At 72.6% G+C, this 23,655-nt stretch carries 22 protein-coding genes; 13 read left to right on the forward strand and 9 right to left on the reverse strand.

Translation table 11 applies throughout. The features are described 5' to 3' along the window. The first annotated feature begins 92 nt into the window (after positions 1-92). Genes BLQ67_RS09255 through BLQ67_RS09265 form a run of 3 tightly spaced genes read left to right on the forward strand, consistent with a single transcriptional unit; the run spans position 93 to position 999 of the window. Positions 93-341, forward strand: a complete 249-nt coding sequence (locus BLQ67_RS09255; protein WP_092504449.1) for a hypothetical protein — start codon at positions 93-95, stop codon at positions 339-341. Further along, on the forward strand, positions 341-796 hold the full coding sequence (locus BLQ67_RS09260) for a phage holin family protein (RefSeq protein ID WP_092504451.1): 456 nt from the start codon (positions 341-343) through the stop codon (positions 794-796). The genes BLQ67_RS09255 and BLQ67_RS09260 overlap by 1 nt, the downstream gene beginning before the upstream one ends. Beyond that, positions 793-999: a DUF3618 domain-containing protein gene (locus tag BLQ67_RS09265; RefSeq protein ID WP_092504453.1), complete on the forward strand. Its 207-nt coding sequence runs from the start codon at positions 793-795 to the stop codon at positions 997-999. The genes BLQ67_RS09260 and BLQ67_RS09265 overlap by 4 nt, the downstream gene beginning before the upstream one ends. A 90-nt stretch (positions 1,000-1,089) precedes the next feature. Here BLQ67_RS09265 and BLQ67_RS09270 read toward each other — a convergent pair whose 3' ends face one another. After that, positions 1,090-1,566, reverse strand: coding sequence for a GNAT family N-acetyltransferase (locus BLQ67_RS09270; protein WP_157674760.1), 477 nt, complete (start codon positions 1,564-1,566; stop codon positions 1,090-1,092). Between the two features lie 122 nt (positions 1,567-1,688). Here BLQ67_RS09270 and BLQ67_RS16395 point away from each other — a divergent pair, with 122 nt between their 5' ends. Further along, positions 1,689-2,120 carry a pyridoxamine 5'-phosphate oxidase family protein gene (locus tag BLQ67_RS16395; RefSeq protein ID WP_157674763.1) on the forward strand — a complete coding sequence of 144 codons (432 nt, stop codon included), beginning with the start codon at positions 1,689-1,691 and terminating at the stop codon, positions 2,118-2,120. A 98-nt stretch (positions 2,121-2,218) separates the two neighbouring features. Further along, positions 2,219-2,773, forward strand: a complete 555-nt coding sequence (locus BLQ67_RS16400) for a thioesterase family protein (protein WP_157674766.1) — start codon at positions 2,219-2,221, stop codon at positions 2,771-2,773. 22 nt (positions 2,774-2,795) lie between these two features. On the opposite strand, the gene BLQ67_RS09280 is transcribed toward BLQ67_RS16400, so the two are convergent. From BLQ67_RS09280 to BLQ67_RS09295, 4 genes are all read right to left on the reverse strand, one after another. Next, positions 2,796-3,962, reverse strand: coding sequence for a hypothetical protein (locus tag BLQ67_RS09280; protein WP_092504459.1), 1,167 nt, complete (start codon positions 3,960-3,962; stop codon positions 2,796-2,798). 4 nt (positions 3,963-3,966) lie between these two features. After that, positions 3,967-4,608: a hypothetical protein gene (locus BLQ67_RS09285; RefSeq protein ID WP_092504461.1), complete on the reverse strand. Its 642-nt coding sequence runs from the start codon at positions 4,606-4,608 to the stop codon at positions 3,967-3,969. Between the two features lie 19 nt (positions 4,609-4,627). After that, positions 4,628-5,344: a WXG100-like domain-containing protein gene (locus BLQ67_RS09290; protein WP_092504463.1), complete on the reverse strand. Its 717-nt coding sequence runs from the start codon at positions 5,342-5,344 to the stop codon at positions 4,628-4,630. A 125-nt stretch (positions 5,345-5,469) separates the two neighbouring features. After that, positions 5,470-7,041, reverse strand: a complete 1,572-nt coding sequence (locus BLQ67_RS09295) for a phytoene desaturase family protein (protein WP_092504465.1) — start codon at positions 7,039-7,041, stop codon at positions 5,470-5,472. 178 nt (positions 7,042-7,219) lie between these two features. Here BLQ67_RS09295 and BLQ67_RS09300 point away from each other — a divergent pair, with 178 nt between their 5' ends. From BLQ67_RS09300 to BLQ67_RS09310, 3 genes are all read left to right on the forward strand, one after another. Continuing rightward, a complete protein-coding gene (locus tag BLQ67_RS09300) occupies positions 7,220-12,121 on the forward strand; it encodes a proline dehydrogenase family protein (protein WP_269457080.1) in 4,902 nt (1,633 codons plus the stop codon). Beyond that, positions 12,118-12,693 (forward strand): GNAT family N-acetyltransferase, encoded by a 576-nt coding sequence (locus tag BLQ67_RS09305; RefSeq protein ID WP_231945012.1) that lies wholly within the window; start codon positions 12,118-12,120, stop codon positions 12,691-12,693. Before BLQ67_RS09300 ends, BLQ67_RS09305 begins: the two co-directional genes overlap by 4 nt. Before the next feature lie 249 nt (positions 12,694-12,942). Then, positions 12,943-13,644, forward strand: coding sequence for a hypothetical protein (locus BLQ67_RS09310; RefSeq protein WP_092504469.1), 702 nt, complete (start codon positions 12,943-12,945; stop codon positions 13,642-13,644). Here the strand turns inward: BLQ67_RS09310 and BLQ67_RS09315 are convergent. Both BLQ67_RS09315 and BLQ67_RS09320 read right to left on the reverse strand, forming a co-directional pair. Continuing rightward, positions 13,641-14,576, reverse strand: a complete 936-nt coding sequence (locus BLQ67_RS09315; protein ID WP_197674591.1) for a DUF368 domain-containing protein — start codon at positions 14,574-14,576, stop codon at positions 13,641-13,643. The two genes, BLQ67_RS09310 and BLQ67_RS09315, sit on opposite strands and share 4 nt — an antisense overlap. Before the next feature lie 247 nt (positions 14,577-14,823). After that, a complete protein-coding gene (locus tag BLQ67_RS09320) occupies positions 14,824-16,296 on the reverse strand; it encodes an MFS transporter (protein ID WP_092504473.1) in 1,473 nt (490 codons plus the stop codon). Positions 16,297-16,572: 276 nt separating this feature from the next. Between BLQ67_RS09320 and BLQ67_RS09325 the strand changes: the two genes are divergently transcribed. The 4 genes from BLQ67_RS09325 (at position 16,573) to BLQ67_RS09340 (ending at position 19,711) form a co-directional block, all read left to right on the forward strand. Then, positions 16,573-17,052, forward strand: a complete 480-nt coding sequence (locus tag BLQ67_RS09325) for a cation:proton antiporter regulatory subunit (protein WP_092504475.1) — start codon at positions 16,573-16,575, stop codon at positions 17,050-17,052. A gap of 4 nt (positions 17,053-17,056) precedes the next feature. Then, entirely contained in the window at positions 17,057-18,214 is a 1,158-nt protein-coding gene (locus BLQ67_RS09330) for a cation:proton antiporter (protein WP_092504477.1), read from the forward strand. Positions 18,215-18,415: 201 nt separating this feature from the next. Beyond that, complete coding sequence (locus BLQ67_RS09335) at positions 18,416-18,787, forward strand: cupin domain-containing protein (protein WP_092504479.1); 372 nt, start codon at positions 18,416-18,418, stop codon at positions 18,785-18,787. A 129-nt stretch (positions 18,788-18,916) separates the two neighbouring features. Further along, positions 18,917-19,711, forward strand: coding sequence for a DUF899 domain-containing protein (locus BLQ67_RS09340; RefSeq protein WP_092504480.1), 795 nt, complete (start codon positions 18,917-18,919; stop codon positions 19,709-19,711). A gap of 162 nt (positions 19,712-19,873) precedes the next feature. Here BLQ67_RS09340 and BLQ67_RS09345 read toward each other — a convergent pair whose 3' ends face one another. Both BLQ67_RS09345 and BLQ67_RS09350 read right to left on the reverse strand, forming a co-directional pair. Continuing rightward, on the reverse strand, positions 19,874-20,563 hold the full coding sequence (locus tag BLQ67_RS09345) for a DUF1345 domain-containing protein (protein ID WP_092504482.1): 690 nt from the start codon (positions 20,561-20,563) through the stop codon (positions 19,874-19,876). Between the two features lie 86 nt (positions 20,564-20,649). After that, positions 20,650-21,339, reverse strand: coding sequence for a DUF1345 domain-containing protein (locus BLQ67_RS09350; protein WP_092504484.1), 690 nt, complete (start codon positions 21,337-21,339; stop codon positions 20,650-20,652). A 445-nt stretch (positions 21,340-21,784) separates the two neighbouring features. Here BLQ67_RS09350 and dnaK point away from each other — a divergent pair, with 445 nt between their 5' ends. Further along, the gene (dnaK, locus tag BLQ67_RS09355) at positions 21,785-23,650 is read left to right on the forward strand and encodes a molecular chaperone DnaK (protein ID WP_092504486.1); all 1,866 of its coding nucleotides are present in this window, start codon (positions 21,785-21,787) and stop codon (positions 23,648-23,650) included. Positions 23,651-23,655: the final 5 nt, after the last annotated feature.

Genomic DNA, 23,655 nt, shown 5'->3' on the forward strand with positions numbered 1-23,655 from the left:
AATGCCCAGTCCGCACGAGGCTCGCGGTCGCTAGGGTTGGACGGTCGGGGGATGCTCCAACGCCCTCGACTCCGAAGACGACAGGAGACGTGATGCGCGGCAGGATCCTCTTCGTGGTGGGCCTCGGCGTCGGCTACGTGCTGGGCGCGAAGGCCGGCAGGCAGCGGTACGAGCAGATCGCCTCCACGGCCGACAAGCTGTGGAACTCCAAGGCGGTCGCGAAGCCGCGTGCCGAGGTGCAGCACTTCGTCGAGACGCAGACGCCCAAGGTCGTCGACGCCGCGACCGACGCTGCGACGAAGGCCATCCGCAAGGCGACGCGTCGCCCGAAGGAGTCGTGATGGCCGAGCGCCGGTCGCTCCCCGAGCTGCTCGCGGAGGTGCCGACGCTCGTCGTGAACCTGTTCCGCGCCGAGCTCGAGAACCTGCAGTCGGAGGTCAAGGGCAAGGTCGCGAAGCTCGGCATCGGCGGCGCGCTCCTCGCGGTCGCGGGCGTCATGGCGATCTTCATGCTCGGCTGGCTCCTCGCGGCCGTCAACGGCCTGTGGCAGCTGCTGTTCGCCGAATGGGCGGCCGCGCTGCTCACCGCCGCGTGCCTGCTCGTGGTCATCGGCATCCTCGTGCTGATCGGCATCCCGCTGCTCAAGCGCGGCGCCGCCTTCAAGGAGATGGACTCGCTCGACTCCATCAAGGACGACGTGAACATGGTGCGCGGCCTCGGCCACGCCGCCGACGGCACCTCGCCGCTCGACGACCTGCCCACGCGCACCACCCGCACGGACGGAGACCTGCGATGACCGATCAGCGTGACGTCGACCGCCAGCGCGACGAGCTGCGCCGCGCCCTCGAGGAGATCGAGGATCGCGTGAACCCGGCGAAGGTCGCCGAGCGCACGCGCCGCCGCATCGACGAGAACCCGACGCCGTTCCTCGCCGCCGCGGGCGGCGTCGTGCTCGCCGTCGCGGGCGTCGCGGCGCTGCTCATCTTCCGCCGCCGCTAAGCGCGCGTCCGGCGTCGATCCCAGCGAGGACGCATCGGTCGTGACCCTTCGAGGCTCACTTCGTTCGCACCTCAGGGAGCGGACGAGAGGTCAGGCGTCGTCGCGGCCCGGCAGGTGCACGGCGAGCGCGAAGTCGGCGGGCGCATCCGCCGCATCCGACTCGAGCCCGAGGGTGCGGTAGAAGTCGACCGCGACCTCGCTCGACTGCCACTGCAGCATGCCGATGCGCGCCTCGCGCTCGGCCCACACGCGCACGGCCTCGAAGAGCGCCGTGCCGGCGCCGCGGCCGCGCGCCGCGGGCGAGACCCACAGGTCGTGCATGCGCGCGATCGACCGCTCCTGGCGCAGCGCGGGGCCATAGTCCTGCGCTGCGGCGTACCCGACGACCTCGCCGTCGGCGACCGCGACCAGCACGTGGTGCGTGGGGTTGTCGAGGTTCCACGCGAGCCGCTCGCGGTACCGCACGACCTTCTCGTCGGGCTCGTCGTCGGAGCCCCAGCGCTGCAGCAGCGCCACGAGCGCGTCGACGTCGTCGCGCGTCGCCGCTCGCACCTCGACCCCTGCCATGAGCCCAGGATAGGGCGCGCCGCTGGACGCGTCGGGGAAGCCGAGCGATGGGCTCGGCGTTGGCATGAGCGACGCGACGCCGCCCACCCGACGCGGCGACGCAGCCGAGGAGAGGGAGACCCGTGTCCGCACTCACCATGCCGCTCGCCGATCGCTGGCGGTTCCTGTCGGAGGCGACCGTGGCGGTCGTGTCCGCGAGCCACGACGGCGAGAGCGTCGCGGTGCCGATCTGGATCGAGGCGCGCGACCGCAGCGTGCTCATGGTCACGCCGCGCGCGTCCGAGAAGGCCCGCGTCATGCTCGGCGCCGGCCGCGCCTGGGTCACGGCGCTCACGAACGACGCGCCCTACCGCTTCGTCGCGGGAGAGGGCCCGGTGGAGCTCGACGAGTCGGTCGACCTGCCCGCGCTCGTGCGGTCGATGTCGCGCCGCAGCCTCGGCGAGGCGAAGGGCGCCGAGTTCGCCGAGGGCTGGCTCGAGGGCGATCCGAGCATCGTCGTGCTGCGCGTCACGCCCGACCGGTGGCGCTCGATGGACGAGTCGCGCGGCGAGTAGCGAGCGCCGACAAGGCGCGCACCCGCCGGAGGCGCCGCGCCTGTGCCCGACCGGCAGCGACTGGCACCGTCCAGCCGCCGCCCGCGAGGATGGGAGCCATGCACATGCTCCTGCGGTTCCTGCTCGCCATGCTCGTCCGCGGCAACCGCGCGCCGCGCCTCGCGATCGACGAGGTCAGCCGCATCGACTACCGCGTGCACCTCGTCGACATCGACCTGCTCGGCCACATGAACAACGGTCGGTACCTGTCGTTCATGGACCTCGGCCGCATCGACCTCACGAAGCGCACCGGCATCGCCGCGCGCCTGTCGAAGGCGGGCATCCACGCCGTCGTCGGCCAGCAGTCGATCGCCTACCGCCGCTCGATCGGCTTCCTGCACGCCTTCACGCTCGAGTCGCGACTCGTGGGCGCGGATGAGCGCAGCTGCTACATCGAGCAGCGGTTCGTGGCGAAGGGCCAGGTGATGGCGCGCGCCGTCGTGCGCGGCCGCTTCGTGCAGCGCGGCGTCGGCGCCGTGCGCATGGACGTCGTGAGCGCCGCCTGCGACTACGACTTCGAGGCGAACCACCCCGTGCCCGACGAGATCCGCACGTGGGCCGACTGGTCGGCGCTGCCCGGCGCGAAGGCCGACCACCCGAGCGTCTGGGCCTGACGCCCAGCGCCCGCGGGGCGCGTCAGCGCAGCGACGGCCCGCCGTCGACGTCGTGGCCGTGGACGTACTTGCGACCGGCCACCCACGGCAGCGCGTCGAGCGCATCCGCCCAGCCCACGACGGCTGCGAGGTCGTCGTCGGTCAGCACGACGTCCTTGAGGTAGGGGCCGGGGATGCCGCTCCACAGCGAGAGGTCGGGCGCGAGGAACCACGTCGCCGAGCGCGAGCCCGACGCGTGCGCCTTGATCGCGCCCGCCCGCATCCGCTCGATCGCGGGCCGCGGCGACCACGGCTGCCCGCTGAGCAGGTACGTCGCCGACTCGTCCTGCAGCGTGCGATGCGCCGACTTCGCGAGGCTCACGAGCGTCGGCTCCTCGCGGCGCTCGTCGTCGCTGCGGTCGACGAGCATGAGCAGGCTCGGGATGATGCTGCGGCGCACGTCCTGATCGCGCCAGTGGCCGCGGCCCACGCGCACGAGCACGTCGATCGCCGACCGGGCCTGCATGCGGCGGCCGAGGCCGGCGACGTCGTGCAGCAGCTCCTCGGGCGCGTCGTCGAGGTACCGGAACGTCGTGGGATCGGCGAAGTCCTCGTCGCGCGCGAGCACCACGAGCAGCCGCTGGGCCTGCAGCCGCGTCTCGAGCAGGATGTCGTCGCTCGCGTCGTGGAGCAGGTCGACGAGCGCCTCGCGACCGGAGAGGTCGCCGGCACGCGCTGCCGCGGCGACGGCGGCGACGCGCGCGTCGAGCGGGGCGAGCTCGCGGAGGTGCGGGGTCGCGACGATCGGCAGGTCGACGCCCGGCTCGGGGCCGAACCAGGTGCCGGCGGGCGGCTCGGACGCGCGGATGGCGTCGGCAGCGTCGGTGCGCGGAGCCGCGGGGGCCCGCGCGGGGCGCGGCGGCAGGGGCGTGCCCGCGGGCGGGGGAGCGATGGGCGTGCCGCGCCGCCAGCCCTGCTCGCCCAGCAGCAGCGAGTCGTGCTCGCGGGCACGGCACTCGTCGGCGAAGTCGCCGGCCGCATCCTCGTCGGCGAGGAACCGCTCGAGCTGCTCGGGCGTGAGCGCGTAGCGCTCGTGCGTGTCGATCGCGCCGATGCTCACGGGGATCGCCAGGAAGCCGCGGCCCGTCTCGTCGTCGATGCCGAGCGTGAAGAGCCGCGCTCGCGACACGAAGGGCGTCCGGATGCTCATGGCGTCAGCCTCCAGGGGGGAAGTCGTCGACGGTGAAGTCGGTGCCCTCGACCATACCTCCGGCGTCGATGACGCCCTCGGAGATGTTGCTGGGCGTCAGGCCGCCCGGCAGCCACTGCGGGTTCGCGCCCGACTCGTTGCCGCTGGGCATGCGGATGCCGTGGTCGCCCGGCCTCGGCACGTCCACGCGCACGAGGTCGCCGTCGAGGGTGCCGGGGGTGAGGCCCAGCGCCTGCTCCATGAGGGCCGGATCGCCGCCGGTCTGCGCGATCATGTCGTCGACCTCGCTCGCCGACATGATGAAGCTCGTCGAGTCGCGATGCGTGATGCCGTACTCGTCGTAGTCGGAGCGCGGCATGAAGCGGGTGCCGCCGTGCTCGAAGCGCGACACGTGATCGTCGAGATCGTCCTGCGAGAAGTACGTGCTCGGGTGCGGGCGGTTGCCGTTGCCCGCCGCGTGCACGTCGCGCAGCGAGTCGGGCAGGTGGTCGAACCGGTCGAGGTCGCGGATCGCCTCGGCGTCGTCGTGCATCTTGCGGGCGCGGTCGCGGGCGCGCTTGCGGTGCAGCCTCGCGATGCGCTCGAACGTCTCGCGCAGCTGGTCCTTGACGGTGTCCGCGGCGCCGTCGAGCTTGCTCCTGGCCATCAGGTGGTCACCGTTCCCATCAGGCGGTCGAGAACTGGAGGGACATGATCTGCGCCACGAACTCCTGGCCGAGGCTGTCGACGTCGTCGCCCGTCGCCTCCATGCCCGAGGATGCGCGATCGAGGGCCTGCAGGTCGAGGATGAGCGCCTCGGCCTCGCCGACGGCGCCCTGCACGACGGGCAGGTCCATCGTCGCCTCGATGAGCGGCTCGGCGATCGACAGCAGCGGATCCATCACCAGCTCGAGGATCTGGCCGACGGCGGCGTCGATCATGAGGTCGGTCACGATGTCGATCGCCTTCTTGCGGGCGACGAGGATGACGGCCTGCACGGCGGCACCGGCTCCGAAGGTGACGACGGCCGAGGCGATCGCGACGGCGATCTGCGCTGCCGTGATGACGAGCTCGGCGATGACCTTGAGCTTGAGGGCGACGACGGCGTCGGCGAACAGGTCGACGCCCGTCGCGGCGGGGCCGATGAGGTCGGAGAGCTGGCGCATGCTGCCCGAGCGCTCCTCGTCCCACGCGTCGGCGTGCGCCTTCGCGAACGATCCCGTGACCGAGGCGTACGCGTCCTGCACGTTGGCGTCGGCGGCGTCGATCGCGCTGTTGAGGTCGTCCTCGAACTGGCGCATGATGTGCGCCGCCTGGTTGATGGCGTCCTCGTCGAGCTGCGGCCATTCGAAGCCGAGCAGGTCGAGCACCCAGACGAGCTCGCCGGGCAGGGTCATGGCCATGCTTCAGGCTCCTCGGTGCTTCATGGGGACGACGGATCGGCCGTCAGCACGCCAGGGGCTTGGGCTCGATCCCGAACCTATCCGCGGCTGGCTGGACGCGCGGTGGGGAGAACTGCCCGCCGGCGTCAGATGCCGAGCAGCTCCAGCGCCGCGTGGGCGGCGTTGTGGCCGCCGACGCCCGACACGGCGCCGCCCCGACGTGCGCCGGAGCCGGCCATGAGGATGCGGTCGTGCGCGGTCTCGACGCCCCACGCCTCGGCGACCGAGCCGGGCGTCTCGTCGAGCCACGGCCACGACAGCGCGCCGTGGAAGATGTCGCCGCCTGGCATCGCGAGCGCATCCTCGATGTCCCTCGTCGTCTTCGTCTCGATGCACGGCCGACCGTCGGCGTCGGGCAGCAGCAGCGGCGCGATGGGCTCGGCGAGCACGGCGTCGAGCGACCGCAGCACCGCATCCTGCAGCCGGTCGCGCAGCGCGTCGTGCGCGGGCGTGCCCGGGCGGGCGTCGCCCAGGATGCGGTCGGGCGTCTGCAGCCCGAAGACCGTGAGTGTGTGGGCGCCGGATGCGGCGAGCTCGGGCGACAGGATCGACGGGTCGGAGAGCGTGTGGCAGTAGATCTCGCACGGCAGCGGGTCGGGGATGCCGCCGGCGGCGGCCACGCGCTGCGCCGCGTCGAGCTGCGACCACGACTCGTGCACGTGGAACGTGCCGCCGAACGCCGCCTCGGGCGCGATGCCGCCGCGCAGCCTCGGCAGGCGCGACAGCACCATGTTCACCTTCACCTGCGCGCCCTCGGGCTGCGTCGCATCCTCGCCGAGCAGGCGCGCGAGCACGGCGGGGGCGACGCCCGAGAGCACGAGGTCGTAGCCCTCCCGGTGCTCCTCGTCGCGCTCGACCCACGTGACGTCGCCGTCGGGCGTGATGGCCGTGACGGTCGCGCCGGTGCGGATGCGGGCGCCGGCCGCGCGGGCGGCGTCGGCGAGGCCGCCCGAGACGCGGCCCATGCCGCCGATCGGCACGTCCCAGTCGCCGGTGCCGCCGCCGACGACGTGGTAGAGCATGCAGCGGTTGCCGGCGTACCCGGTGCGGAGGTCGTCGAACGTGCCGATGAGCGCGTCGGTCGCGACGACGCCGCGCACGACGTCGTGCGACACCGCGGCCTCGATCGCGTGCGCGATGGGCGCATCCACGAGCTCCGCCCACGCTGAGGCGGCGCCGGCGCGCGCCTGCACGTCGGCGCGCAGCGGCAGTCGCTCGGTCATGGTCGGGAACACCGCCTGGGCCACGAGCGCCGTGCGGCGGTAGAGGTCGGCGAACCGGTCGGCGTCGTCGGCTGCCCCGATCGCCGCGAACGACGCGCGGGTGGCGTCGGCGTCCTGCTCGTCGACGAGCAGCCCGGCGTCGCTGCCGGGCACGGGCGTGTACGACGAGTAGCGGCGGCGGGCGAGCGGCACGGCGAGCCCCAGGTCGTCGATGATCTGCTGCGGCAGCAGGCTCACGAGGTACGAGTAGCGCGACAGGCGGGCGTCGACGCCCGCGAACGCCTGGGCCGACACCGCGGCGCCGCCCACGTGCTCGAGCCGTTCGAGCACCGTGACGTCGACGCCCGCGCGGCCGAGGTACGCGGCGGCGGCGAGGGCGTTGTGGCCGCCGCCGACGATGGCGACGCGGGGGCTGCGGGCGGCGGCGGTGCTCATGCGGCGACGCTAGCGGGTGGGGTGCGCGCTCGCGCTCGTCGCATCCGCACGGCAGCGGGGTCTGCGGTGCGAGAGACGTCTCGGGTCGCTGTGCCGTGCGGAACCGACGCGCGTCGAGGGGACGGCACGCCGCCGTCCACCCCCGAGGAGGCAGGGCCGCGCTGCGTACGATGGGCGCATGACGGATGCCCCGCGCGGCGACTCGGCCGACTTCGACGACATCCTCCGGGCGGGCGCGGCCGAGGCCGACGCGTACGCCGAGGTCGAGGCGGGGCACGCGCACGTCGACGGGCAGCCCGACGGCGACGCGGAGGCCGAGCCCAGCGGCTCCGCCGACGAGCAGGGCCTCGACGACCTCGACGCGATCTTCGGCGACGACGTCGAGGTGCTCGACGAGCAGCACGCGCCGCGCACCGGCGAGACGGGCGTCGTCGACGTCGACGCACCCGTGGCGCCCACGTCGGCGCCCACCGTCGTCGCGCCCATCCCGCCCTCGCCGCCGTTCGCGGCCACTGCATCCGCACCCCACGCCGCGCCCGCCGAGGAGCCCTTCTGGGTCACCGACGATGCGGCGCAGGCCGATCCGCCGACGCAGGTGCTGCCGACGGTGCAGCCCCCCGCCCAGCCGGTGGATGCGCCGCCGAGCGATCCGTGGACGGTCGCGGCCGAGGCCGCGCGCGCGTCGGCACCCGAGGTCGAGCACGACTGGCAGGTCGTCGCCGACGAGGCGCCCGCCGAGCCGATCGTCGTGGAGCCGACCGTCGTGGAGCCGACCGTCATCGAGCCCGAGGCGCTCGAGGCGGAGCCCGCCGCCGCCGCCGGCCCGGAGCCCGAGCGCGAGGGCTGGATGCTGTCGCAGGAGCAGCCGACGATCCCGCCGGCCGAGCCGACGCCGACGCGCGAGCCGCGCGGCTGGATGCTGTCGGCCTCCGACCACGCGCACGGCTCGGCGCCCGGCTGGGACGCCATCGCTCGCACGCAGCAGGTGCCGCCGCTCGAGGTCGACCCGATCCTGCAGGTCGATACGGGCAATCCGTTCCAGGTCGTCGATGCCTCGGCCGGTGCCGAGCCGGCCGCCGAGGCGCCTGCCGCCGCGCTGGCGCCCGAGCCCGCGGTCGCTCCGGCCGCTGCCGAGCCCGCCGCTGCTCCCGCCGCTCCTCGTGCCGACGACGCCGCCGAGCGCGCCGCCCAGTGGTCGGCCGTCGAGGAGGCCGCGATCGGTCAGCCCGTCACGGGCCACGCGCCCGGCGTCGTGCCCCCGTTCGCCGGCACCGCCCCGCTGCCGCCGCTGCCGCCCGACGTCGTCGAGCTCGGCACCGTCGCGACGGGTGCCGCGGCCGGCGCTGCCGCGGCCGCGCCTCCCGCCGCATCCGCACCCGCCGCCCCGAACCCCCTCGTGCCCGGCCCCACCGGCACGATCGCGGGCGGCTCCATCCCCGAGCCGGGCCCGGCTCCCGTGTCGCCCGCCCCGCTCGACCCGAAGGCCGCGGCGCGCGCCGCGATCCTGCGCCCCACCGAGCCCGACACCGACGACGAGCTCGCGCAGGCCGCCATCACGCGCGTGCGCGGCTGGCTCGCCCGCGAGGGCGACCAGCCGAGGCGGCGCGACCGCTCGGCCGAGCGCCTCGCCGGGCTGCTCGCCGACGAGCGCGGCCTCGACTTCGCGATCGGCTTCGTCGACCGCGTCGTGCGGCCAGAGGACCCCGCGGTCAGCGCCCGCGCGTTCGACCGGCTCAGCCGCGAGCTGCCCGACTTCCTCGACTGGTACCTCAAGCTCGGCGTCACGATGGGCGGCGGCTTCGGCGTGCTCGCGCCGGGCGCCATCATCCCCATCGCCAAGCGCGCCATGCGCTCGCTCGTGTCGCACCTCGTGCTCGACGCGACGCCCGATCGCCTCGCGAAGTCGTTCGCGCGCCTGCGCGCCGACGGCACGCGCCTCAACGTCAACCTGCTCGGCGAGGCTGTGCTCGGCGAGCAGGAGGCCGAGCAGCGCCTGCGCGGCACCATCGAGCTGCTGCAGCGCGACGACGTCGACTACGTCTCGATCAAGGTGTCGAGCATGGCGCCGCAGCTGCAGCCGTGGGCGTTCGACGAGACCGTCGCCTCGGTCGTCGAGCGGCTGCTGCCGCTGTACCGCGTGGCCGCCACGAAGCAGGGCCCGAACGGACCGGCGCCGGCGTTCATCAACCTCGACATGGAGGAGTACCGCGACCTCGACCTCACGATCGCGGTCTTCCAGCGCCTCCTCGAGCAGCCCGAGCTCGGCCACCTGCACGCGGGCGTCGTGCTGCAGGCGTACCTGCCCGATGCGCTCGGCGCGCTCGACCGGCTCACGGCGTGGGCGCAGGCGCGCGTGGATGCGGGCGGCGCCCCCATCAAGGTGCGCGTCGTGAAGGGCGCGAACCTCGCGATGGAGCGCGTCGACGCCGCCGTGCACGGCTGGCCGCTCACGGTGCTGCCGTCGAAGGCCGACACCGACGCGAACTACAAGCGCGTGCTGCTCGCCGCACTCACGCCCGAGCGCACGCGCGCCGTGCGCGTCGGCGTCGCGGGCCACAACCTCTTCGACCTCGCGTTCGCCGTCGAGGTCGCGTACCGCACCGGCACCATCCAGTCGATCGACGTCGAGATGCTGCTCGGCATGGCCGCCGAGCACATCGACGCCATCCGCGCCGACGTGCCGGCCGTGCTGCTCTACACGCCCGTCGTGCGGCCCAAGGAGTTCGACGCCGCCGTCGCCTACCTCGTGCGCAGGCTCGAGGAGAACGGCTCGGGCGACAACTTCATGTCGAGCATGTACTCGCTCGGCACCGACCTCGACGCGTTCACGCGTGAGCGCGACCGCTTCCTCGCATCCATCGACATCCTGCAGGAGCAGGGGATGGATGCGCCCGCCCCGAACCGCGTGCAGGATCGCGGCGGCGACCTCGCCGTCGCCGTCGGGCCCGTGCAGGAGGAGGGCTTCGCGAACGAGCCCGACACCGACGCGTCGCTGCCCGCGAACCGCGCGTGGGGGCGGCAGGTGCTCGAGCGCGCCGCGCAGTCGACGCTCGGCATCCGCACGCTCGAGCTCAACCGCATCGAGGACGTGCCGACGCTCGACCGGCGCATCGGCAAGGCCGTCGAGGCGGCGGCCGGGTGGGCGGCGCTCGGAGCCGAGGGCCGTGCGCGCGTCCTGCGCGACGCCGCCGTGACCCTCGGCGCCTACCGCGGCCGCCTGCTCGAGGTCATGGCCGCCGAGACCGGCAAGACGCTCGCCGAGGGCGACCCCGAGGTGTCGGAGGCGATCGACTTCGCCCGCTACTACGCCGACCAGGCCATCCGCCTCGAGCAGACGCACGACGCGAGGCCCGTGCCCGTGCCGCTCACGGTCGTCGTGCCGCCGTGGAACTTCCCCGTCGCGATCCCCGCCGGCGGCATCACGGCGGCGCTCGCGACCGGCTCCGCCGTCATCGTGAAGCCCGCACCGCAGTCGCGCCGCTCGGCAGCCGTGCTGCTCGAGGCGCTGTGGGAGGCGGGCGTGCCCCGCGACGTGCTCGTGCTGTGCGACATGGAGGAGGGCGAGGTCTCGCAGCACCTCGTCGCGCATCCGTCGGTCGGCCGGCTCATCCTCACGGGCTCGTCGGCCACTGCCGCGCTCTTCTCGTCGTGGCGCGCCGACCTGCCGCTGCTCGCCGAGACGAGCGGCAAGAACGGCATCGTCGTGACGCCGTCGGCCGACCTCGACCTCGCCGTCGCCGACCTCGTGCGGAGCGCGTTCGGGCACGCGGGGCAGAAGTGCTCGGCGGCGTCGCTCGGCATCCTCGTGGGCTCCGTCGGCACCTCGGAGCGCTTCCGCCGGCAGCTCGTCGATGCGGTGCAGACGCTGCGCGTCGGCTCGCCGCTCGACCCGCGCACGCACGTCGGCCCGATCATCGAGCCCGCGTCGGGCGCGCTGCTGCAGGCGCTCACGACGCTCGGCGAGGGGGAGTCGTGGCTCGTCGAGCCGCGGCAGCTCGACGCCGAGGGCCGCGTGTGGAGCCCTGGCGTGCGCGTGGGCGTGCAGCCCGGCTCGTTCACGCACACGACCGAGCTCTTCGGCCCGCACCTGTCGCTCATCGCGGTGCGCACGCTCGACGAGGCCATCGCCGTGCAGAACGCGACCGACTTCGGCCTGACCGCCGGCATCCACTCGCTCGACGTCGACGAGGTGCACGAGTGGATGCAGCGCGTGCAGGCGGGCAACCTGTACGTGAACCGCGGCATCACGGGCGCGATCGTGCGTCGGCAGCCGTTCGGCGGCTGGCGGCTGTCGCAGGTCGGGCCGGGCGCGAAGGCCGGCGGCCCGTCGTACCTCGCGACGCTCGTCGACTGGGAGCCGGTGTTCCAGCCGCCGCGCGCCAACGTGAAGCTCGCGGGCCTCCACCAGCGGGTGTCGAACCTCATCGAGTCGGCGACGCCGCAGCTCGACTTCCTCGAGTTCGACCGCATCCGTGCCGGCGCGAACAGCGACCAGCGCGCGTGGGAGGCCGAGCTGGGGCTCTCGCTCGACGTCTCGTCGCTCGGCGTCGAGCGCAACGTGCTGCGCCACCGCCCCACGCAGACGCTCGTGCGCCTCGCCGACGACGGCACGATGGGGCAGCTCGTGCGCGTGCTCGCCGCCGCCGCCCGCGCTCGCGCGACCGTGCGCATCTCGACGTCGCAGCCGCTGCCGCCCGGCCTCGAGCGCCTCGTCACCGCCCACGGACCCGTGCTGCGCGTCGAGGAGATCGTCGTCGAGCGCGACGACGCCTTCCACGACCGCCTGCGCTCGGGTGCCGCCGTGCTGCCGGTCGGCCCGGCGGCGCTCGACGACCGCGGCGCCGAGGTGCACGACGGCCTCGTGCGCTCGGGCGAGCCGACCCGGCGCATCCGCCTGTGCGGCACGGATGCGGGGCTGCGCGAGCTGCTGGCCGGCAACCCGACGATCGCCGTCTACGACGCGCCGATCACGGTCGAGGGTCGGCTCGAGCTCATGCCGTTCCTGCGCGAGCAGGCCGTCTCGATCACGGCCCACCGCTTCGGCAACCCCGACGAGGCGTTCGCGACCCTCGAGGTGTGACGAGCGCTGAGTTGGTCTGCGTTTTGCAGGCGATTCCGGCCTTCAAGGGAGCATTCCCCTCAGGACCCGGAATCGCCTGCAATACGCACGGGACACGGACGGGAGTGCGGATGGGCGTCGACGTGCGGGTGCTCGTCGAGCACGAGGTCGCGGTCCTCGCCGCGCTCGAGCCGACGGGCCGGGACTTCGCGATCGGGATGTGGGCGGCGCAGCAGCGCGGGGAATCGGTGCTGCTCGTGGCGTGGGTGGACGACGTGCCTGTCGGTCACGGTCAACTGACGACCGGCGTCGATCCCGAGCTCCGCAACCTCCACGTCGCCGCGGTCGCGCGCGGTCACGGTGTCGGCACCGCGATCGTCCACGCCGCCGAGGGGCATGCGCGAGCGGCAGGCGCAGCCTCGCTGGCGGTCGGCGTCGCCGACGACAACCCGCGCGCCCGCGCGCTCTACGAACGCCTCGGCTACGTCGGCACCGGCATTCGCTCGACGACGACGTACGACTACGTCGACGACGCGGGCGCGCGCCGCACGGCGACGGAGACCGACGAGACGCTGCGGCGCGCGCTCGGCTGACGCCGAGGCATCCGACGGCTCCAACCACTACGACGGCCGGGTCCTCGCGCCGCACGACGAGCTCGTGCTCGTCGGCGTCAGAGACATGATGGCGATGGGCTGGGACGACGACCAGGTCGCCCGCATCCAGGAGCAGATCGCCGCGCTCGACGCCGCGGTCGGCGACTAGCGGGGCTGGTCGATGCCGTCGTCCAGCCGTGCGCCAGCGCGATGGGCGACGATGGGCGGAGGATCGAGGGGAGTCGCGCCATGCGCCGAGGATTCGCGTGCGCGATCGCCGCGGCGGTCGCGGTCGGGCTGACCGGATGCGGCGGCGCGACCGTGCCCGACCCGTCGCCGACGCCCGATCCGGTCGGCGTGTACGACGGCGTCGACCTCGCGCCGCTGCTCGTCGAGCGGCCGTTCGTGGGCTTCGCGGACCGAGGCTTCGAGATCGGCCCGTGGCGCGTCGAGGAGGATCGACGCCTCATCAGCGAGCTCGATCCGGCAGCCTTCGCGGGCGAGCCCGAATGCGAGGCCGCGCTCGAGCGTGTGCAGCCCGTCGACGTCGAGGTGCTGGTCGGTGGCTACGACCTGCAGGATCGGTTCCAGCCTCGCGTGAGCGTCGCCCGACTCGCGAGCGCGGAGGATGCGACGGCCTACCTCGCTGCGCTCGACGCTGCGACGGAGGCGTGCGTGGGAGTGCAGGGCGAGTTGTCGACGTGGGACGCCGAGCTCATCCTCGATTCCCCGGTCGAGACGCCGCTCGCGGACGCCGCCGGCTTCGAGACCTTCACGCTCGACTACTCCGGCGAGCCGCGCGGGCCGAGGATGAACCTCGTCGCTGCGGTGGAGGAGCTCGTCGTGGTGCTGCCGTTGGGATTCGGCTCGATGGTGAGGCCGTTCGAGGACGCGGACCTCATCGCACGCATGCAGACGCAGGTCGACGCGATCGACGCCGCTCGGCCCTAGTCGCGGCGGGCGGCGTCGTCGGCGCTCGACGCCGTCCTCGCGCGACGCCGCACGACCGCGAGCTCGACCGCGAGCACTGCACCCACCAGCACGACGCCCGCGACGAACCACAGCGCCACGATCCCGACGTCGCCCGACGGCGCCAGCAGGTCGCGATCGTCGGACTGCCACGGCCACAGCGCGCGCAGCGAGCCCGCCATGAGGCCCGTCATGATCGCGAGCGTCACGCGCCGGTGCGACGCGAGCAGCCACCGCAGCACGTGCACGAACACCGCGAGGCCCAGCACGCCGCCGGCCATGAACAGCGCGATCGTGGGCACGTCGCCGCCGTTGAGCGCCGCGAGTGCCGGCTGGTACATGCCCGTCGTCACGAGCACGAACGAGCCCGAGACGCCGGGCAGCACGAGCGCGCAGACCGCGAGCGCCGCCGAGCCGAGGATCGCGAGCGGCGACGGATCCTCGACGGTCGCCGACGGCAGCCCCGTGAGCAGGAATCCCGCCGCCGCTGCGGCGACGGCCAGCGCGACGTCGCGCACGCGCCAGCGCGCCCCGAGCATCCGCGCCGGCACGACGAGCGAGGCGACGATGAGTCCGGCGAAGAGCGCGCGCGACGTCACGGGATGCTCGTCGAGCAGCGGCTCGACCACGCGTGCGGCCGTCACGAGCGCGAGCACCATGCCGATGCCGATCGGGAGCACGAGCCGCCACTCGACCTGGGCCAGGTGCGTGCGTGCACCGGCGAGGCCACGGCCGCGCAACGGATCGACGACGGCGCGCACCACACCCCGTACGAGCGCCGACGCCGACGTGAGCAGACGCTCGTAGACGCCGATGAGCAGCGCGACGGTGCCGCCGCTCACGCCGGGGATCACCTCCACGACGCCGATGATGGCGCCGCGCAGCAGGTCGACGAGGGTGCGGACGGCAGGCACGATGGCCCTCCTGGGAGGTCGGGAGCGGTCGAGGGTGCTGGCCGCCGCGCAGCGCCGGGCGCGCGCGAGCGACCCCTCCAGCCTGCCAGGTGCAGGCGGGTGTCGCGCACGAGATGAGCTTCAGCGGAGGCTCAGGCGGAATGCGCCCTCGCGAGGCCGCTCACGCGCATCCGGCGCGGATGCGCCGTCAGCGGCCGCTCACGTGGAATGCGCGATCGAGCGCCCGCTCGATGCGCATTGGCGTGCGTCAGCGCTGCGGGTCGTCGCCGCGCAGCGGCGGCGTCGGCAGGCCGGCGCCCGCATCCACCGCATCCGCGTCGTCGATCGTGACGGGCTTCGCCGTCACCGGGATGAGCAGCGCGAGACCCGCGAGCAGCACGATGACGATGCCGATGATGCCGAAGCGCGTGTCGGCGAAGATCGTCACGAAGATGCCGAAGAGCGTCGGCGCGAGGAACGACACCGCGCGGCCCGTCGTCGCGTAGAGGCCGAACATCTCGCCCTCGCGGCCGGGCGGGGTGATGCGCGCCATGAACGAGCGCGCCGACGCCTGCACGGGTCCGACGAAGATCGTGAGGATGAGGCCGACGACCCAGAACGCCGCCTTGCCCTGGATGAAGATCGCCGAGATGCCCGCCGTCGACAGCACGATGAGCGACGTCATGATGACGGCCTTCGGGCCGAAGCGGTCGTCGGCCCAGCCGCCCACGAACGTGCCGGCACCGGCCGTGACGTTCGCGGCGATCGCGAAGAGCAGCACCTCGGTCGACGAGAAGCCGAAGACCGTGGAGGCGATGATCGCGCCGAACGTGAAGATGGCGGAGAGACCGTCGCGGAAGATGGCGCTCGACACGAGGAACAGCAGCGTCTTCGGGTCGCGGCGGCCGATGCGCGCGATCGTGCGGAACAGACGGCGGTACGACTCGACGACGCTCACGCGCTCGCCGCGCTCCCGCGCGGGCAGCTCGGGCACGGCGACGAGCACCGGGATGGCGAAGATCGCGAACCACACCGCCGACACCACGATCGCGAGCCGCACGTCGAGCGCCGCCCCCTCGTTGCCGGTCGGAATCGCCAGCAGGCCGTTCGCCGACGGGTCGCCGAACGGGAAGAGGAACAGCACGAGCAGGATCGCCAGCAGCACGATGCCGCCGACGTAGCCCATGCCCCAGCCGAAGCCCGAGACGCGGCCCATCGTCTCCTTCGTCGACACCTGGTGCAGCATCGCGTTGTAGTTCACGGAGGCGAACTCGAAGAAGAGGTTGCCGACGCCGAGCAGCGCGGCGCCGAGCCAGATGTACTCGGGCACGGGCGTCACGAAGAACATGCCGAGCATCGCGAGGATCGTGAGGCCCGTGTTGATGCCGAGCCACAGCTTGCGCTTGCCGGAGCCATCCGACCGCTGGCCGAGGATGGGCGCGAGCAGCGCCACGAGGCCGCCCGCGATCGCGACGGCCCACGCGACGACGGCGGCATTCTCGGCGAGCGCGGCCGTGAGCGCGCGGATGCCGTCGGCGCTCGGGGTGAACGTCTCGGTCTCGGTGCCGGCGTCGACGATCGCCGGGTCGACGAAGAGGTCGGAGGCGATGTAGCGGCTGAAGACGAACGTCGTGACGACGGCGTTGAACGAGGCGGAGCCCCAGTCCCACAGCGCCCACGCGCGGGCGCGGCGGCGGAGGGTGCGGTCGTCGACGGTCGCGGTGCTCACGATGCTGAGCATAGGTCGGGTGCGTGCACGCGCCCCGGGTCGACGCGGCGGCGTTCACCTGCCGTTCGGAGACCGGCCCTTGAGGTGCGAGCGAAGCGAGCCTCGAAGGGGTCCCGCCCTCGACCCCATTGCGTACTGCAGGCGATCAGGGGTGGCAGAGGGGTATCTTCCCTCCGCACCCCCGAATCGCCTGCACAACGCACACCCGCAGCTGGGCGAGGTCGCCCGCATCCGCGCGTCGCGCATCCCGCGTGCACCGACGCGCCCGGATGGTGGCATGATCCACCCGTGGACATCACGCAGACGCTCCTCCCCGGTGTGGGAGTGCGCTACGACATGACGACGCGCAAGGGCGTGCCCGTCAGCGTCGTCGTGCATCGCGAGGGCCCTGCCGACCTCTGCGTCTCCAGCAAGCACGACCCCGACGACGTGCGCCTCGCCCTCCACCTCGACGAGGAGGAGATCGACGCGCTCACCGACGTGCTCGGCGCGCACCGCATCACGCAGTCGATGGTCGACGTGACCCGCCCCATCCCGGGCCTCGACACGGCGCGACTGCTCGTGGATGCCGGCTCGCCGTTCGCGGGCCGCACCCTCGGAGACACGAAGGCCCGCACCCTCACCGGCTGCTCGATCGTCGCCATCGTGCGCGACGACGACGTCATCGCCGCCCCCACGCCCGCCGAGCAGCTGCTCGCGGGCGACTCGCTCGTCGCCATCGGTTCCAAGGAAGGGCTCGACCAGCTGCGCACCCGCCTGAGCGGGTAGGGCCGTGCACGACATCTCCGCATTGCTCCTCGAGCTCGGGGCTGTCGTGCTCGGCGTGTCCGTGCTGGGTCTCATCGCTCACCGCGTCGGCATCTCGCCCATCCCGCTCATGCTGCTCGCGGGGCTCATGCTCGGCTCGGGCTCCTTCATCGACCTCGGTGCCGCCGAGCCGTTCATCGAGCCGGCCGCCGAGATCGGCGTGCTGCTGCTCCTGCTCATGCTGGGCCTGGAGTTCACGGCCGGCGAGCTGGGGCAGTCGCTCAAGCGGCACTCGACGTCGGGCGCGATCGACTTCGCGCTCAACGCATCCGCTGGGTTCCTCGTCGGCATCGTGCTCGGGATGCCGTGGCAGGCCGCGCTCGCGCTCGCGGGCATCACGTGGGTGTCGTCGTCGGGCATCATCGCCCGCCTGCTCGACGACCTCGGCCGCGTCGCCAACCGCGAGACGCCCGCGGTGCTGTCGATCCTCGTGATCGAGGACATCGCGATGGCGATCTTCCTGCCGATCCTCATCGCGGTGCTCACGGGTGCCGCGTGGTGGCAGGCGCTCGGCGCGGTGGCGCTCGCGGTCGCGGCGGTGACGATCATCCTCGTCGCGTCGCAGCGGGCGTCGGGCGGCATCCGCTGGCTGCTGAGCCACCCGAGCGACGAGCAGGTGCTGCTGCGCCTCTTCGGCATCACCCTCGTCGTCGCCGGGCTCACGCAGCTGCTCGGCGCGTCCGCCGCCGTCGGCGCGTTCCTCGTGGGCATCGCGGTGCCGCCGTCGATCGCCGAGCGGGCGCGCGCGATCCTCGGGCCGCTGCGCGACCTGTTCGCGGCGATCTTCTTCCTGTCGTTCGGACTGCCGATCGTGCCCGCCGACCTGCTGCCGGTGCTGCCGGCGGCGCTGCTGCTCGCGATCGTCACCGCCGGCACGAAGATGGCGACCGGATGGCTCGCCGCGAAGCGCGACGGCGTGCAGGTGAAGGGGCGTCTGCGCGCGGGCGCGACGCTCATCGCGCGCGGCGAGTTCTCGATCATCATCGCCGCGCTCGCCGTCGGGGCCGGCTTCACCGAGCTCGGCCCGCTCGCGGCCTGCTACGTGCTCATCCTCGCGATCGCCGGCCCGATCGCGGCCCGCTTCATCGTGCGGGCCCCGCGCCGCGACGAGGCGCTGGCGTAGCGTCTCGCCACTGATGGGTCACTTCCGTGCGGGGAGGGGTCACTTCCTGCCGCCGAGTGGTCACTTGCGTGCGATGAGGGGTCAGCCGATGCCGCGACACGCCGCGCGAAGCGGCAGGAGGTGACCCCTCCTCGCGACCGCGGGCCACGGAGGTGCGGATGGTCCGGCTGACGAGCCCGCCCGCATCCGCATGATGAGGGGATGAGCGACACCCAGCGCGACGTGCGCAGCATCCCCGCCGCCTTCGACGTCGTCACCGAGCCGTGGCAGCCGCATCGGCTCGCGACCGTCAACGACGCCGACGTCAAGGTCGTGCGCCTGCTCGGCGAGTTCGTGTGGCACACGCATCCCGACACCGACGAGCTGTTCCTCGTGCGCTCGGGCACGCTCGTCATCCAGCTGCGCGACGGCGACGTGACGCTCGGCCCCGGCGACGTCTACGTCATCCCGGCCGGCGTCGAGCACTGCCCGATCGCGCGCGAGGAGGTCGAGGCGGTGCTCATCGAGCGCGTCGGCACCCTGAACACGGGCGACGCCGGCGGCGACCGCACGTTCGAGGCGCGCGAGCTCTGACGCATGACTGGGCACTTGATGTCGTGATTCGGCCGGTTTCACGACATCAAATGCCCACTCGCGCGCATCTACTGCCCACTCCGGAGTCCAGACGTTGCCGGGCGGATGCGCTCGCAGCAGGATGAGCGCATGACGGAGCCGTCGATGCAGCACCTGCCCGAGGTCGTCGATCGCGAGACGTGGCGTGCAGCGAGGCTCGCGCTGCTCGAGCGCGAGAAGGCCATCACGCGCGAGCGCGACCGCGTGAACGCCGACCGGCGACGTCTGCCGATGGTGCGCGTCGAGCAGGAGTACGTCTTCGACGGCCTCGACGGCGAGCGCACGCTGCTCGACCTGTTCGACGGCCGCGAGCAGCTCGTCGTGCACCACCTCATGTTCGGACCCGACTGGGATGCGGCCTGCAAGAGCTGCTCGTCGGCCGCCGACCAGATCCCGCGCCTGCGGCAGCTGCACGCGCGGCGCACGAGCCTCGTCGCCATCTCGCGCGCGCCGATCGCGAGGATCGCGCCGTACCGCGACCGCATGGGCTGGGACTTCCCATGGCTGTCGTCGTTCCGCTCGTCGTTCAACTACGACTTCCACGCCACGCTCGACGACCGCGTCGCGCCGATCGAGCTGCACCATCGCACCGCATCCGACCTCGAGGTGCACGGGACGCCGTGGACGGGCGGTCCGTGGGAGCCGAGCATGAACGGCGAGGAGGTGCCCGGCATCAGCGTGTTCCTGCGCGTCGGCGACGACGTCTTCCACACGTACTCGACGTTCGGGCGCGGCATCGAGGAGTTCCACCACGGCTACCCGTGGCTCGACCTCACGCCGCTCGGCAGGCAGGAGGCGTGGGAGGAGCCGGCCGGTCGCGCCGAGCCGCTCGGCCGCCAGGTGGGAGGCCCGGGGCTGCGCTACCCCGACGAGTACGACGAGTGAGTGGTCAGTCGTCGTCGTGCCGTACGGCGTGTCGTCGACCACGAGTGACCACTCATCGGTCGGAGGTGACCGATCAGCGGCAGGAAGTGACCCATCCGGGTCGGAGGTGGGGCGGATGCGGGTCGCGGCCACACGCGTGCGGATGCGAGCGCCGCAGCGCGCTCAGCCCGCGACCGCGATGAGCAGCGACGCGAAGACCGCGATGATCGCCGTCGAATAGGCGAACGCGACGACGGAATGCACCATCGCGAGCGAGCGGGCGTGGCCGCGCACGATCTGCACGTCGGACGATGAGAACGTCGTCGACTGCTGCACCGACAGGTAGAGGAAGTCGCGGAAGGTGCGCTCCTCGTCGCCGGGGAACACGAGCGACTCGTGGTTCGCCCAGCTGCGCATGTACTCGATCGCGAACACGGCGACCATCAGCACCCACGTGCCCGCGACGCCGAGCACGCACACCGAGACGAGCCACGGGTTCGAGCGAGCCTCGCCCGTCGTCAGCAGCACCACGGAGTAGACGCCCGCCACGATCACGAGCATCGCCCACGACTTCGGCCCAGCGAGCATGAGCAGGCGCACGACGCGGCTGCGCTCGTCGGATCGCACGACGTGGGATCGCAGCATGGCGCCGCGAAGGTCGCGGAACGACAGCCATGTGAGCGCCAGGAAGATCGGCCCGTAGAGGCCGAAGGTGAGCGCGAGCACCACAGCCGAGATCGAGGAGGCCTCGGTGACGAGCAGCCCGAACCTGCCCGCGACGACGAACAGCGCGCCCATGACCGCGAAGGCGATCACGGTCGCGACGCTCGACCGCACGACCTCCCGGTGCATGATGCTCGTGCCGCGCGACATGCAGCCACGCTAGCCGCGGCGCGTGCGAGCCCGCCGAGCGCATCCCCAGGCCCGACCATCCTCCGAGCGTCGCGGCGCGGATGCGGTCAGCGCCCGCCCGCGATGAGCAGCGACGCGAACACCGCCACGATCACCGTCGAGTAGGCGAACGCGACGATGGAGTGCACCGTCGCGAGGCGGCGGGCGGAGGTGTCGACGAGGTCCACGTCGGACGACGCGAACGTCGTCGACAGCTGCACCGACAGGTAGACGAAGTCCTCGAAGCCCACGTCTCCGTCGCCGGGGAAGCGCAGCACGTCGCCACTCGCCCACGCGCGCATGTACTCGGCGGCGAAGACGCCGACGAGCAGCACCCACGTGCCGACCACGCACGCGACGCACGCGCCGACGAGCCAGATGCTGCTGCGCGCATCCCCCGTGGCGAGGATGATCACGGATGCGACGCCGACCGCTGCGATGAGCGCGGCCCAGGTCTTCGGCCCGCCGATGAAGAGCAGCTGCATGAGGCGGTTGCGTTCGGTGGTGCGCTGCAGCCGGGCGCGCAGCGCCGCGCCGCGGAGGCGTCCGAACGCGAGGTGCGTGAGCCACACGAAGATCGGACCGTATGCGGCGAAGACGAGCGTCATGCCCACGAGCAGCGAGTCCGCGAACGCGAACCGACCCTGCGTCACGAGTGCGATCGTGGCGGTGATGCCGACGATGAGGATCGTGGATGCGGCGATCGACAGCGCGTGCCGCACCGCCTCGCCGTGCAGCCTGCGTCGCACCCTGCTCATGGGGCCACGCTAGCCCGGCGGCCCGCGCATCCATCGCTGCGGCGCGAGGCTCCGGTGGGAGGTCGTCGGGATCGGGACTGGTCGCAGTTGCACCGAAACTGCGACCAGTCCGGTGCAATAGCGACCAGTCAGCCTGAAACTGCGACCAGTCGGGGTGCAACTGTGACCAGTCGGCGCAACGAGTGACCGGTCAGGGATCGGGGCCGGAGGCGCGGGAGCCCGATGCATAGGGAACCCTGGGCTGCAGAACTTGACTGCACCCGACTCAAGTGCCAATGTTGAGTCTGCACGGCTCAAGTCGGGATCGACGCCGTGCGATGGTTCCGGAGGACGAGCCTGCCGTCAGTCATGGGGGGTTGCCGGCAGGCTCCTCCGCCGGAATCAGGCAGATCCCACGGGCGCGAGCCCGCGCAGACATCAGACCCAGAACCAAGGAGCAGCCACCATGGCACGAGCAGTCGGCATCGACCTCGGCACCACCAACTCCGTCGTCGCATTCCTCGACGCCGGTCAGCCCACCGTCATCGCCAACGCGGAGGGCTTCCGCACGACCCCCTCGGTCGTCGCCTTCGCGAAGGACGGCGAGACCCTCGTCGGCGAGCCGGCCAAGCGCCAGGCCGTCACGAACGTCGACCGCACCATCGCCTCCGTCAAGCGCCACATCGGCACCGACTGGACGACGGCGATCGACGACAAGCGCTACACGCCGCAGGAGATCTCGGCGCGCATCCTCGGCAAGCTGAAGCGCGACGCCGAGACGTACCTCGGCGAGCCCGTCACCGACGCCGTCATCACGGTGCCTGCCTACTTCAACGACGCCGAGCGCCAGGCCACGAAGGAGGCCGGCGAGGTCGCGGGCCTCAAGGTGCTGCGCATCATCAACGAGCCCACGGCCGCTGCCCTCGCGTACGGCCTCGACAAGGGCAAGGAGGACGAGCTCATCCTCGTCTTCGACCTCGGTGGCGGCACGTTCGACGTCTCGCTGCTCGAGGTGGGCAAGGACGACGACTTCTCGACGATCCAGGTGCGCTCGACCGCCGGCGACAACCGCCTCGGCGGCGACGACTGGGACGAGCGCGTCGTCGAGTGGCTGACGAAGAAGTTCAAGGAGTCGACGGGCGTCGACGTCTCGAGCGACAAGATCGCGAGGCAGCGCCTCAAGGAGGCCGCGGAGCAGGCGAAGAAGGAGCTCTCGTCGTCGACGTCGACGAGCATCCAGCTGCCCTACCTCTCGCTCACCGAGAACGGCCCCGCCAACCTCGACGAGACCCTCACGCGCGCGCAGTTCGAGCAGCTCACCTCCGACCTGCTCGAGCGCACCCGCAAGCCCTTCGAGGACGTCATCCGCGAGGCCGGCGTCTCGGTCGACGAGATCGCGCACGTCGTGCTCGTCGGCGGCTCGACCCGCATGCCCGCCGTCTCGGAGCTCGTGAAGAAGCTCACGGGTGGCAAGGAGCCCAACAAGGGCGTGAACCCGGATGAGGTCGTCGCCGTCGGCGCCGCCCTGCAGGCCGGCGTGCTGCGCGGCGAGCGCAAGGACGTGCTGCTCATCGACGTCACGCCCCTGTCGCTCGGCATCGAGACCAAGGGCGGCATGATGACGAAGCTCATCGAGCGCAACACCGCCATCCCGACGAAGCGCTCGGAGACGTTCACGACGGCCGAGGACAACCAGCCGTCCGTCGCGATCCAGGTGTTCCAGGGCGAGCGCGACTTCACGCGCGACAACAAGGCCCTCGGCACGTTCGAGCTCACGGGCATCGCACCCGCGCCCCGCGGCATCCCGCAGGTCGAGGTCACGTTCGACATCGACGCGAACGGCATCGTGCACGTGTCCGCCAAGGACAAGGGCACGGGCAAGGAGCAGTCGATGACGATCACGGGCGGCTCGAGCCTCTCGAAGGACGACATCGAGCGCATGGTCAAGGACGCCGAGGAGAACGCCGCGGCCGACAAGGCCCGTCGCGATGCGGCCGAGACGCGCAACAACGCCGAGCAGCTCGTCTACTCGGTCGAGAAGCTGCTGACCGACAACGCCGAGCAGCTGCCCGACGACGTGAAGACCTCGGTGCAGGCCGACGTCGACGCGCTCAAGACGGCGCTCGCGGGCGACGACGACGAGGCGCTGAAGACGGCGTTCGACACGCTCAACGCGTCGCAGCAGAAGCTCGGCGAGGCGCTCTACCAGCAGCAGTCGCAGGCCGCCCCCGAGGGCGACGCCGGCGAGCAGCCGCAGGGCGAGCAGCCCGCGTCGAACGACGACGACGTGGTCGACGCCGAGATCGTCGACGACGAGGACGAGAAGAAGTAAGCGCG

It is taken from the genome of Agrococcus jejuensis (assembly GCF_900099705.1).
GTDB lineage: Bacteria > Actinomycetota > Actinomycetes > Actinomycetales > Microbacteriaceae > Agrococcus > Agrococcus jejuensis.